The sequence below is a fragment of the Methanobrevibacter cuticularis genome (assembly GCF_001639285.1).
In the GTDB taxonomy this organism is placed as follows: domain Archaea; phylum Methanobacteriota; class Methanobacteria; order Methanobacteriales; family Methanobacteriaceae; genus Methanobaculum; species Methanobaculum cuticulare.
This window is the reverse complement of the sequence record NZ_LWMW01000117.1, coordinates 14,663-26,755: the sequence shown is the minus strand read 5'-3', so window position 1 is coordinate 26,755 and position 12,093 is coordinate 14,663. Positions and strand designations below refer to the sequence as shown.

The following is a 12,093-nucleotide window of genomic DNA, read 5'->3' as shown; positions in this document are numbered from 1 at the left end:
AACCATTTTAAAAAATTTACTTCAACCATTTTAAAAACTTACTTCAAAAATAATCATTACAGAATTAATCATTTCATCAATTATATTACACCAGTAAAATAAATAAAAAATTGATAATTTAAAACTTATTGAGGGTAATTATGGACAAAAACAATCTTTCTGAATTTATAATAGAAAAAGGTCTTTTTATAATGGCTATTTTTTCTATTATTATAATTTTTCTAATTATTTCCTTTGTATTACTAGAAGGGCTACCTGCTTTTGAAGATTATGGATTCTTCCAATTTATATTCGGTCTTACTTGGGCACCAAATGATAGTCAATATGGAGTCTTTGCAATGATCATAGGTTCCATATGCGTAACCTTATTAGCTATGCTTATGGCGGTTCCTTTATCATTATTATGTGCAATATTCATGGCTGAAGTGGCCCCAAGTAAAGTAAGAAAAATCTTAAAACCAGTTATCGAAACCTTATCAGGAATCCCTTCTGTTGTCTATGGATTTTTTGGTCTAATAGTATTGGTTCCAATAATCCGTGAAAACTTCGGTGGGACAGGTTTCAGTATGTTTACGGCTTCTTTGATTTTAGCAGTTATGGTTTTACCAACAATTATCACCCTATCTCAAGACTCTTTAAGAAGTGTTCCACATGAATACAGAGAAGCTTCTCTTGGACTTGGAGCAACTAATTGGCAAACTATAAAAAACATTATTTTTCCTGCAGCTCTCCCTGGAATAATCACATCCATCATATTAGGAATGGGTAGAGCTATTGGAGAAACATTAGCCGTTATAATGGTAGCAGGAAATGTTGTACAAATTCCAAACTCAATTTTTGATCCTGTGCGAACATTAACAGCCAACATAGCTATTGAAATGGGTTATGCGACAGGTCTCCATTATAATGCATTATTTGGAACAGGTATTGTACTCTTTATAATAATAATAGGATTATTAGTAGTTGCAAATTACATTCAACACAAATACAAAGTAGATGTAGGAGGAGGATATTTATGAGGATTAAATTCATTAGTTTTCTTACAGTATCCTACCCATTAGATAATCAAAGCGAAATTAACAATAATTATATTTATTGGAGAGGTAACTAAATGTCTATCAAGATTTGGTCTCCTAAAATTTCACAAAAAATAATGAATGCTGTTTTTATAATCTCTGGAATAATAACAATTTTGTTATTAGTCTTGATTATAGGATATATCCTAATTAAAGGACTTCCTGCAGTTAGTCTTGAATTCATATTTTCAGATCCTATTGATTCTGGTAAATATGGTGGAATATTCCCAATGATAGTTTCTACTCTTTATGTAACTGCTATTGCAGGTGTTGTAGCTACCCCTTTAGGTATTGGAGCGGCAGTATATATGACTGAATATGCTAGTGAGAATAAACTTGTTAAAATAATAAGATTCGGTTCTGAAACTTTAGCTTCCATACCTTCAATCGTCTTTGGTCTCTTTGGTCTAACCTTTTTTGTACTATTCCTTGGACTTGGTTGGTCTGTACTTTCTGGAGGATTGGTTCTAGCAATGATGGCACTTCCAACAATATTCCAAGTATCTGAAGTTACAATTACATCCATTCCTAGCTCTTACCGAGAAGGTAGTTATGGATTGGGGGCTACAAAGTGGCAAACAATTTATAGAGTTGTTCTACCCGCTGCAATTCCAGGAATAGTTACTGGAGTTATTTTAGGGATGACAAGAGCTATTTCAGAAGCGGCTGCTGTTATGTTTGCTGTTGGTGCATCTTTATCAGTTCCAATATCCATATTCGATCCAGGACGACCTTTACCACTTCATTTATATATTTTAGCTACTGAAGGAATCTCTCTTGAAAATGCATACGGAACTGCGGCTGTATTAGTTATAATAGTATTAGCTATCACAATAATAAGTAATTGGGCTGTAGATAAATATCAAAATAAAATCATGGGGAGATAATTAAGATTTTAATAAAAGATAATAAAAATTGTTGTATCAAAACAAAAAAATAAATAAATAAAAATCATCATATCAAAACAAAAAAAAAAGACTAAAAAAAATAAATAAAAATCATCATATCAAAACAAAAAAACTAAAGAAAGTAAATAAAAATTATAAATCAAATTATTATAAGATTTAACAAGGGGTTAATAATGAATAGGATAGAAGTAAAAGATTTAAATGTGTACTTTGGAGATGCCCACATACTCAAAGATATCAATACAGAAATAGCTAAAAACACTGTTACAGCTTTAATAGGGCCTTCAGGTTGTGGTAAATCTACATTTATAAGAACTTTGAATAGGATGAATGATTTAATCCCTAATTTTCGCCATGAAGGAGATGTATACCTTGATGGTAAAGATATATATAATCCTAAGATGGATGTTGTGGATCTAAGGAAAAAAATAGGTATGGTTTTTCAAAAGCCTAATCCATTCCCTAAATCAATTTTTGAAAATGTAGCTTATGGACTTAGGATCCATGGAGTAAGTGATAATGATAAGTTAAATCAAAGGGTGGAAGAGAGCCTAAAATCAGCTGCTCTATGGGATGAAGTTAAAGATAAACTTGATAATTCAGCAATGGGACTATCTGGAGGGCAACAACAAAGACTCTGTATAGCTAGAACAATAGCCAATAATCCAGAAGTTATTTTAATGGATGAGCCTTGTTCTGCATTAGATCCCATCTCTACAACAAAAATTGAAGATTTAATCCATAAACTCAAAACAGAGTATACAATTATTATCGTAACTCATAATATGCAACAAGCAACAAGAGTTTCAAAATACACTTCATTTTTCTTGAATGGAGAGATCATTGAAAGTAACCTTACTGATAAGATTTTCATTGACCCAAAAAACAAAAAAACTGAGGATTATATTACTGGAAGGTTTGGTTGATTAAAATAATTGTAATTTATGTTAATTAAAATTGTTTTAAATCTCATTCAAGTAAACTTAAATTATTAGAATTTAAATAATTACTTACATACAAATTAAAACATTACAATTAACTAATTATTTATTGTAGGTACAATAAATATAAAATAAAGAGTAAAATTTAATTAATCTATTGAAAAATAAAAGTATAATAAGGGGATGTCTAAATGGATAAAGAATATCCAAGAATATCATTTAAAAATAGAATAAACAATGTTAAGGATGAAGCCGAAAAAATAGGGCAAATGGCTATTGAATCTCACAGAAAAGCTATTACATTACTTAATAAATATGACGAAAAAGTAGCTAAAGAAGTAGTAACTAAAAGTAAAGAGATAGATGAATCTACTTTTAATTTAGAAAGGATGTGCATCAAATTTTTAGCTGCTGAGCAGCCAGTAGCTGGAGATCTAATGTTCATTGAATCTACTATTCGAATTGCTAGTCATATAAAAAGAATTGCATATTTAGCATCTAATATAGCTGATGCTAGTGTTTCAATAAAGGATATTCAAGTTCCTGATAAACTAACAGAAGATATACAATATATGGCTGATTATGTTCAAATGATGTTAAGTAAGGCAATTTATGCCTTTTTAGATCAGAACGTAGATATGTCTAAAGAATTACGTAAAGATGACGATAAAGTTGATGATATTTTTGATTCTGTATTAGAACAAGTAACACAAGCAATGTTTGAAGATAAAGAAAATATCGCGCAAATAATAAATTTCCTATTCATAGCTAGATTCCTTGAAAGAATTGGTGATAGAGCTGTCAATATTGGTCAACGAACAATATATATGGTCACTCTTAAAAAACCTAAACGCGGATTAAATTAATAATCTAAACAGGGTTTAATTATTCAAGAAAATATGAATATTATCATTTTTACTTTTCATTTTTATATTATCTTTTTCTAAACAACTTCTCCTATAATATCCTTTTCTACATTACTTCTTCTAGCTTATTAATTTAGAAAATAATAATTGTTAAAATATTAAATATAACAAAAGATTATTATCAATTGGATCTTTCTGAATTCAATCAAATCTTTCTAGATTCAATTAAATCTTTCTAGATTCAATTGGATCTTTCTGGATCTTCTAATGTTGCACTAGCATACCTATGAGCCCAACATTGAATACAAATTCCAATAGGTAAACTTGCCGTGTGTGTATCTATTTTATCGATTTTAACATCAAGGGCAGTTGTTTTTCCTCCAAGACCCATTGGACCAATTCCAGTTTCATTAATTTCATTTAAAAGATCTAATTCTAATTTAGATATTGTTGGATCAGGATTTCTCTCTCCAATTTTCCTAAGAAGTGCTTTTTTAGCTATCTTCATGACTAAATCTGAATTTCCACCAATTCCCACACCTACAACAATCGGAGGACATGGTTTTCCACCTGCTTTTATCACAGTTTCAAGTACAAAATCTTTAATTCCTTTTATTCCTTCACTTGGTAAAGCCATTTTCAGAGCATTATTATTCTCAGACCCCGCTCCTTTTGGTAAAATTGTGAATTCTATATAGTTTTCATCTGTTAATTCAATATCAACTATAGGGATATTTATTCCGATGTTATCTCCAGTATTCTTCCTAGTAATAGGATCCACCACATTTGGACGAAGAGGAATTTCCCTTGTAGCTTTTTTAACTCCTTTAATTATTCCATCATGTAAGTTTTCAACTTCAACATTTCCAAGTTTTACAAAAATTATGGGTAGACCTGTATCTTGACACATAGGGATGGACTTATCTTCAGCAAGTTTAATATTTTTTAAAATTGCTTCAATATTCAGACATGCAACTTCATCATTCTCAATTTTAAGTGCATCTTCCAATGAGATAGTGACATTTTCAGGTAATTTTGTAACTGCTTTTTTATAAAGTTGATAAATAGTATCTTCAATAAGATCTTCACTTATCATTTTTTCACTCCAATGATATTATCTATTTAATTAGCTATTAGAATAATTAGTATTAAGGTAGATATTTATTTATTTTAATTTATCTAAATTATTTGAATATTTATCAAATATTCATGTATCAATTAAATATTTATCTATTATTTAAGATGCTTGATTATTAGTTGAAATAAAAACTTATTCTTTATGAATATTAAAAACTTAGATTTTATTTTATAAACAGAAAAAATTTATAAATCTTAAAAATCATTTATGTTTCCTTAAATATAGCAACACTAATAATAGATATGTTTTGCTTTAATATATTTTTTTGTAAAATAATAATTAGGTAATAGCATAATAATTACAATAATTATCTAATTATATACATTTTAAAAAACAATATTAGAACTAAATAAAAAAATATGATGAAAGCAACTATAAGAAAAATAAGCAAGTATAAGAAAAATAAATACAATGATTAAAATAGCTAAAAAGAGACCAAATAGATGAAAAAATAAAATAAAAATATAAAAAAGCCAAATATTAAATAAAATAATAAATAAAAACTAATCAAATTAGAAACTAGTAATTTAATTATTCTTAAAGCTATGGTAAAATGCCTTTAAGCCTTTTAAATTCAGAAGCTATTTTATCTTGTTTTGCAGAAACAATTCCTTTTGAATCGTTTATAAGTGCATTTGTTGGGCAATACTCTACACATTGTTGAGTATCTTCATTGATACACAAATCACACTTCTTTGCTAAGCCAATTTCGTCTATGGAAATTGCTCCAATTGGACAAACATTTTTACACATTCCGCAACCAATACATTTATCATTATTGATTACAATGGCCCCTCCAAGTTCTTCTATCGCATTTTCTGGACATATATTTAAACATGGAGCTTTTTCTGGTGTACAATGCATACAAAATAATGGTACTCCCTCATTTACTCTAATTGCATTTTGTGGGCAGTTCCTCTCACATTTCATACAATCTATACAAAGATCAGGATTTGAAATTAATTCACTCATTTTAACTCCTCAAGAGATTTTTTTACTTTCTTTACTTTTAAAAGTTCAATTAGAATTTTTTTTATCTTTATAAGATCTATTAGACCTTGTGGAACTTGTTAGTATGTTAATAAAGTTATTTTTCTTAGGTTTATTTTTAATTCCTGCCATTTTAGATAAGAATTGATCCTGTTTCATAGATTTAAGTTCATCAGTGTCAATTAGAGCAATAGCACGTTTAGAACACGCTTTAATACATGCAGGACTTTCTCCTCTTGATTCACATCTATCACATTTTTGAGCTTCTCTATTTTCAACTTTAACTGCACCAAATGGGCAGACCATCATACATAATCCACAAGCTATACACTTCTCTTGATTTATACCATTAGAAGACATGGCATCTGTTGGACATATGATTACACAGGGAGCATTTTCACATTGTTGACAAATTATAGGATAGTATGAACCTTCAACTTCTCGAATAGTAATTCTTGATGTTCCATAAAGTCCACAACAAGCTTGTTCACAATCTAAACAACCATCACATAAATCAGATTGTATTGTTATTTTTTTCAAGCCATATCCCTCCTAAATTCCAAGTTCTGCACATTGTTTATCGACATATTCTTGAATTTTTTCCTTTTCCTCATCAGAAAGATGTTTAAATCTTTTTTGAGCATTTAAATATTCATTAACTGGTTTTCTAATTTGTGGTTTGTAGGTCAATTTAAATTCACCTTCCACGATTTCATATAATGACCATGACCCAGTTTCAACAGCTAATCGTCCGAGTTCAATAGTTTTTGATGGATCATATCCCCAACCTGTAGTACATGGCTGATTTAAATGAATATAAGCAGGTCCATTAGTTTCAGCTGCTTTTTTAACTTTTTTCATAAAGTCTTCAGGATATGAGATTGAAGCAGTAGCTACATAAGGTACTCCATGAGCTGCTATAATCAATGGCATATTTTTTTTAGGCCTATCTTCACCAAAACTTTCTGTTCCATGAGGAGAAGTAGTTGTTGACGCCCCATATGGAGTAGATCCACTTCTTTGAATCCCAGTATTCATATAAGCTTCATTGTCATAACAAATATAGATTAAATTATGTCCTCTTTCCATTGCTCCAGATAATGATTGCATTCCAATATCTGCAGTTCCACCATCTCCACCAAATGCAACAACATTTACATCTTCTTTACCTTGAGCTTTAAGTGCGCGTTCAACGCCAGATGCAACTGCCCCAGCATTTTCAAATGCTACATGTATCCATGGAATTTCCCATGCAGTTTCAGGAAAAGGAGTACTGATAACTTCTAAACAACCTGTAGCTGAAATAGCTACTGTATTTTTACCTAATACTTTAAGAGCTAGTCTTACTCCTATAGTAGCACCACAACCAGCACATCCTCTGTGTCCTGGAGCAAATAATTCTTCTTCAGGTATTTTCATTGTGACCCTCCTTTTAAACCTATCCAAGTAACATCTTTAACTGGATTTTTAGTTTTTTCTATAATTTCCTCAATCTCAATAGGAGTTATATCTCGTCCACCAAGTCCAATTATGAAATCATAAGCCTCTTTATCTGTTTTAACTTTAATATCATTATAAAGAGCTCCACCAGTTCCAAATGAAACATTTTTATCAACAACAGCTACTTTAGGTACATCTCTAAGAATTTTATTAATTTCTTCAGATGGGAAAGGTCTGTAAACTCTTATTTTAAGAAGGCCTATTTTCTCTCCCTTTTCCCTTAAATCATCAATAACTGTTCTTATAGTACTACAAATTGACCCCATGGCCACTATAACTATTTCAGCATCATCACATTTGTATGGTTCAACTAAACCATGTTTTCTACCAAAAATTTCTCCAAATTCATCATCCACATTTTTGATTACCTCTAGAGAATTTTCCATGGCTTCTTCAACTTGATAACGTGCTTCCATATAATAGTCGGGATCTGTGAGAGATCCGAGTGACATTGGTCTAGTTGGATCTAAAAATGCATATTTTGGCTCAAATTCAGGCAAAAATTTTTCCACTAGCTCTGGATCCGGAATATCTACAGGTTCGACAGTATGAGTTAATATAAACCCATCTAAACAAACCATACTTGGAAGTAAAACATTATCATTTTCTGAAACTTTATATGATTGAATCACAGAATCAAGAGCTTCTTGAGCATTTTCCACATATATTTGCATCCATCCAGAATCTCTTTGAGAAATTGAATCTTGTTGATCATTCCAAATATTTAACGGTGCAGAAATAGCTCTGTTTGCATCCGCCATAACAATAGGCATTCTCATTCCTGCAGCTGCAAATATAATTTCATGCATGAGCATGAGTCCTTGGGAAGACGTAGCTGTAAAAACTCTAACTCCAGTCCCAGATGCTCCAATAGCTGCACTTAAAGCACTGTGTTCAGATTCAACCCTAATATATTCTGCTTCAAGATCTCCATTAGAAACAAATTTGGCAAGATATTCTGAAATTGTTGTTTGTGGAGTAATAGGATAAACAGGGACAACTTTAGGTTTTGATAATTTTACAGCTTCAGCAATTGCTTCATTTGCCGTGATAACTTTTAATGTCATATTTTTCTCCTTTTACCATAATTTTTAAATTTGATTTGAATTTATTTTGGATAGTTTTAAATAGTTAATACCTTTAAATAAGCTATATTTTTAAATATTTAATAAACTAATACCTGTAAATATTTAATAAGCTAATATTTTTAAATATTTGATACATTCAATAAGTTAATCTTTAAATAGTTAGTATTATTAGAATTAGTAATAGTTAGCTATTCTCTTTCTATTTCAATAGCTTTAACTGGGCATTCTGTTACACATATACCACAGCCTTTGCAATAATCGTAATCAATATCATGATCTTTATTTATACTGCCCTCTGGGCAGAACATTATACAATTATCACAATCATTACATTTTTCTTTGTCTAAAACTGGTTTAAATGTTCTCCAACTCCCAGTTTTATTAATACGAGTACTTCCAGGATTAACTATTGCTCCTCCTTTAGATTCCATTAAATCACCTTTGTTATGTTTAATAATATGTAAAATAGTATATTAATTTTTAATGTAATTTATTAATAATATAATTATTTTTAATGCAATTTATTAATAATATAATTGATTAAGGATGTAAATATAATACTATAAATTATTAATGATGTAATTGTTAATAATATAATTAATTAAGGATGTAAACATAATACTATAAGTTATTAATAACATATCAGTAATCAATAATCAAATAAATCAACTACATCTAATACTATATAATCCCAATAATTATATTGAGATAAGTTTTGCTTAAATTGTGTCATAAGCTATTTTAGCTGCTTTAGCATTCTTTTCCCCAACTTTACCTGAGAATGTTTCTTTAATAACTTTAATAATAGAATCAAGAGTAACTTCTCCACTTTTTTTTGCAAAAGATCCTAGCATAACAGTATTAACAATTGGTAGACCAAGATTATCAAGAGCTATTCCAGTAGCATCTATAGCATAAACACCATCTTTTTTAGTTACATCTTCATTTTTTGTATTTATGATAACTTCACCATCATCTTTTAATCCAGAAAATACGTCAATAACATCCAATAATCCATCATCAAGAACAATGACATGATTTGGGTTGTATACTTGATATCTTATTTCTATGGGCTTAGTATCTATCCTAGTAAAGGCCATGACTGGAGCTCCTCTTCTTTCTACTCCAAAAAATGGAAAAGCTTGAGAATATTTCCCATCTTCAAATGCAGCTTTAGCTAATATCTCTGCTGCAGTAACGGCACCTTGTCCTCCACGACCATGAAAGCGAATTTCAATCATTAAACTTTCCTCCATTCATCATGTATAATCATTATAAATTACAAGATATATAAAGTTTTATAATTTGTTTATAATTGATAATTTATTATTCATTAAAATCAATATTTAAACAAACAATCCTATTAAATTATTTAAAATAGCTATTAATTCTATAAAAATTCATATTTATTCTAATGAAATTAATTAATCATATTATTAATCATTTTGAATAATTAAAAATTTAATTATATTATTTTAATTTTTAAATACATTATTTATTTTCAAATCATTCATTAAAATTATCTATTATTGAAATTATTTATTATTAAAATTAATTAATTACCTATTTATCATGATTAATTATTAAGAATAATATTATTATATCTTTTCATATATAAATATATAACTATTTTATGAAGAAAATATTGTAATATGAAATAAATTAATAAAAGAAATTAATAAAAAAATTATTAATTATTATTAATGAATAAAAGAAATTAATAAAAAAATTATTAATTATTATTAATTATTATTAATGAATAAAGATTATTATAGAAAGAAATTATCAACTTCACTAATTACAAACTATTTAAATAATTACAAAAGATTCTTAAATGATGAAAAATATCCAAAATCATAGGTTTTAATTATGAAAATTCTTATTATAACTGGAAAATTAGCATATCCATTGGTTAAAAAATTAACTAATGAATCTAACGAAGATGTTATTATCCATGTTGCTGATACACAAATAGCTGCTTTTTTAACTCCAAATAAAGTTATTAAAGATGTTAAAAAATATTATTCTGATGTTTTAAAAGATATAGATATGATATTGGTTCCAGGATTAATGAAAAAAGATAGTACAGAAATAGCTAAAGCTCTTAATATTCCTACTTTTAAAGGTTCTGCAGATGCTGCAGATCTTTCTATGGTTTTAAACCTAATTGAAGAACTAGAACTATCAGAAACTAAAACAGCAGACAAATTAATTGAAGATGAAAAGCGAAAAAAAGCATTTGAATTCATAGAAAACTTCGAAAACGACAGTGAAAAAGTTTTAAAGCTCCTTAAAAAACCAAACAATATTTTAATCAAAGACTTAGCTGTTGGTGAAGATTTTCCCATGCGAATATTAGGTGAAATAGCTAATGCTCCTTCATTATCAAAAGAGGAATTGATATGGAAAGCACAATATTTCATAGATAATGGAGTAGATATGATTGACATTGGAATGATAGCTGGAGAAGATATGTCTTCTGAGATTCCAAATATCATATCAACTTTAAGATCAGTGATTGGAAATAGGCCATTGAGTATTGATACATTAAATACCAAAGAAATTAAAATAGCTGTAGAAAACGATATAGACTTGGTTTTAAGCTTAGATTTGGGAAATTACAAGGAAGTGCTTCCAATATTAAAGGAAAAAAATATTCCTGCAGTGCTTCTTCCAACAAATTTTTCAGAAAGTTTTATTCCACATACACCCAAAGAAAGAGTATTGGCCATGAATAAACTAGTTAATGCTTGTGAAGGAATTGATACAATTGCAGATATGGTTTTAGATCCAATCAACAGTAGCAGTATAGTTGACTCAATAATAGCTTGTAGAGAGTTCAGAAAAACACAAGATATCCCAATGTTTTTTGGAGTAGGCAATGTTACTGAATTACTAGATACAGATTCCACAGGAGCTAATGCATTGCTTGGAGGAATAGCTATGGAACTCAAAACCAGCGTACTTTTTACTCCTGATGAAAGTGGAAAGACCTGGAATAGTGTAAATGAATTAGCTATTTCATCAAAGATGATGTTTTTAGCCAAACACAGAGATTCGATCCCAAAAGATCTTGGTTTGAATCTACTTATTTTCAAAGACAAGAAAAAAAGACAATTTGAGCAAATACAAGAAATCCAACAAATCAATGAATCAGATGAAGAAATATCTGAAAACCTTGATATACAAACATACAATGCTGAGAAGGAACTTAGATTCATACTTGACCCAAAAGGTAGTTTTAAAATAAAAGTTGAGCATGGCACAAGATATGATAAAAGTAAAATAGTAGTTACTCACTTTAAAAAGGCAAAACCCGATTTAGCTATTCAAGGGCAAGATGCAAGAAAAATATACAACGAATTAGTTGAAAGAGGACTAGTTACTAGGCTAGAACACGCAGCATATCTAGGAGCTGAACTTCAAAAAGCAGAAATAGCTATGATAACAACTAAAGAATATGTTCAAGACTTTGAATTGTTCAAAAAGCCATTGATATTAAATAATAAATAAAAATAGATAAAAAATATGCTATTTGCTAAAAACAGATAAAAAACATACTATTTACTCAAAAAACAGATGAAAA

At 29.0% G+C, this 12,093-nt stretch carries 12 protein-coding genes; 5 read left to right on the top strand and 7 right to left on the bottom strand.

Annotated elements, in window-relative coordinates; translation table 11 throughout:
- Positions 1–140: 140 nt before the first annotated feature.
- From pstC to phoU, 4 genes are all read left to right on the top strand, one after another.
- A complete protein-coding gene (pstC, locus tag MBCUT_RS07335; RefSeq protein ID WP_067260040.1) occupies positions 141–1,019 on the top strand; it encodes a phosphate ABC transporter permease subunit PstC in 879 nt (292 codons plus the stop codon).
- A 92-nt stretch (positions 1,020–1,111) separates the two neighbouring features.
- A complete protein-coding gene (gene pstA / locus MBCUT_RS07330; protein ID WP_067260039.1) occupies positions 1,112–1,963 on the top strand; it encodes a phosphate ABC transporter permease PstA in 852 nt (283 codons plus the stop codon).
- A gap of 194 nt (positions 1,964–2,157) precedes the next feature.
- Positions 2,158–2,910, top strand: coding sequence for a phosphate ABC transporter ATP-binding protein PstB (gene pstB / locus MBCUT_RS07325; protein ID WP_067260038.1), 753 nt, complete (start codon positions 2,158–2,160; stop codon positions 2,908–2,910).
- Positions 2,911–3,116: 206 nt separating this feature from the next.
- Positions 3,117–3,791: a phosphate signaling complex protein PhoU gene (gene phoU / locus MBCUT_RS07320; protein ID WP_067260037.1), complete on the top strand. Its 675-nt coding sequence runs from the start codon at positions 3,117–3,119 to the stop codon at positions 3,789–3,791.
- A gap of 241 nt (positions 3,792–4,032) precedes the next feature.
- Here phoU and MBCUT_RS07315 read toward each other — a convergent pair whose 3' ends face one another.
- The 7 genes from MBCUT_RS07315 to porC form a co-directional block, all read right to left on the bottom strand.
- The gene (locus MBCUT_RS07315) at positions 4,033–4,887 is read right to left on the bottom strand and encodes a fumarate hydratase (protein WP_067260036.1); all 855 of its coding nucleotides are present in this window, start codon (positions 4,885–4,887) and stop codon (positions 4,033–4,035) included.
- Positions 4,888–5,472: 585 nt separating this feature from the next.
- The gene (locus MBCUT_RS07310) at positions 5,473–5,901 is read right to left on the bottom strand and encodes a 4Fe-4S dicluster domain-containing protein (protein WP_067260035.1); all 429 of its coding nucleotides are present in this window, start codon (positions 5,899–5,901) and stop codon (positions 5,473–5,475) included.
- Between the two features lie 45 nt (positions 5,902–5,946).
- Positions 5,947–6,459 carry a 4Fe-4S dicluster domain-containing protein gene (locus tag MBCUT_RS07305; RefSeq protein ID WP_067260034.1) on the bottom strand — a complete coding sequence of 171 codons (513 nt, stop codon included), beginning with the start codon at positions 6,457–6,459 and terminating at the stop codon, positions 5,947–5,949.
- A 12-nt stretch (positions 6,460–6,471) separates the two neighbouring features.
- A complete protein-coding gene (gene porB, locus MBCUT_RS07300; protein WP_067260033.1) occupies positions 6,472–7,338 on the bottom strand; it encodes a pyruvate synthase subunit PorB in 867 nt (288 codons plus the stop codon).
- Positions 7,335–8,486 (bottom strand): pyruvate synthase subunit PorA, encoded by a 1,152-nt coding sequence (gene porA, locus MBCUT_RS07295; RefSeq protein WP_067260032.1) that lies wholly within the window; start codon positions 8,484–8,486, stop codon positions 7,335–7,337. Before porA ends, porB begins: the two co-directional genes overlap by 4 nt.
- 209 nt (positions 8,487–8,695) lie before the next feature.
- A complete protein-coding gene (gene porD / locus MBCUT_RS07290) occupies positions 8,696–8,938 on the bottom strand; it encodes a pyruvate synthase subunit PorD (protein WP_067260031.1) in 243 nt (80 codons plus the stop codon).
- Between the two features lie 288 nt (positions 8,939–9,226).
- Positions 9,227–9,748: a pyruvate synthase subunit PorC gene (porC, locus tag MBCUT_RS07285; protein ID WP_067260030.1), complete on the bottom strand. Its 522-nt coding sequence runs from the start codon at positions 9,746–9,748 to the stop codon at positions 9,227–9,229.
- Positions 9,749–10,376: 628 nt separating this feature from the next.
- Between porC and MBCUT_RS07280 the strand changes: the two genes are divergently transcribed.
- Positions 10,377–12,020, top strand: coding sequence for a dihydropteroate synthase-like protein (locus MBCUT_RS07280; RefSeq protein WP_067260029.1), 1,644 nt, complete (start codon positions 10,377–10,379; stop codon positions 12,018–12,020).
- The last annotated feature ends 73 nt before the right edge of the window (positions 12,021–12,093 follow it).

What these genes read in the sequence shown, in the direction of transcription:
- MBCUT_RS07310 (WP_067260035.1), bottom strand. Translation starts at nt 5,901, where the DNA reads ATGAGTGAATTAATTTCAAATCCTGATCTTTGTATAGATTGTATGAAA.
- pstB (WP_067260038.1), top strand. Translation starts at nt 2,158, where the DNA reads ATGAATAGGATAGAAGTAAAAGATTTAAATGTGTACTTTGGAGATGCC.
- porB (WP_067260033.1), bottom strand. Translation starts at nt 7,338, where the DNA reads ATGAAAATACCTGAAGAAGAATTATTTGCTCCAGGACACAGAGGATGT.
- phoU (WP_067260037.1), top strand. Translation starts at nt 3,117, where the DNA reads ATGGATAAAGAATATCCAAGAATATCATTTAAAAATAGAATAAACAAT.
- pstA (WP_067260039.1), top strand. Translation starts at nt 1,112, where the DNA reads ATGTCTATCAAGATTTGGTCTCCTAAAATTTCACAAAAAATAATGAAT.
- MBCUT_RS07315 (WP_067260036.1), bottom strand. Translation starts at nt 4,887, where the DNA reads ATGATAAGTGAAGATCTTATTGAAGATACTATTTATCAACTTTATAAA.
- pstC (WP_067260040.1), top strand. Translation starts at nt 141, where the DNA reads ATGGACAAAAACAATCTTTCTGAATTTATAATAGAAAAAGGTCTTTTT.
- porC (WP_067260030.1), bottom strand. Translation starts at nt 9,748, where the DNA reads ATGATTGAAATTCGCTTTCATGGTCGTGGAGGACAAGGTGCCGTTACT.
- porD (WP_067260031.1), bottom strand. Translation starts at nt 8,938, where the DNA reads ATGGAATCTAAAGGAGGAGCAATAGTTAATCCTGGAAGTACTCGTATT.
- porA (WP_067260032.1), bottom strand. Translation starts at nt 8,486, where the DNA reads ATGACATTAAAAGTTATCACGGCAAATGAAGCAATTGCTGAAGCTGTA.
- MBCUT_RS07280 (WP_067260029.1), top strand. Translation starts at nt 10,377, where the DNA reads ATGAAAATTCTTATTATAACTGGAAAATTAGCATATCCATTGGTTAAA.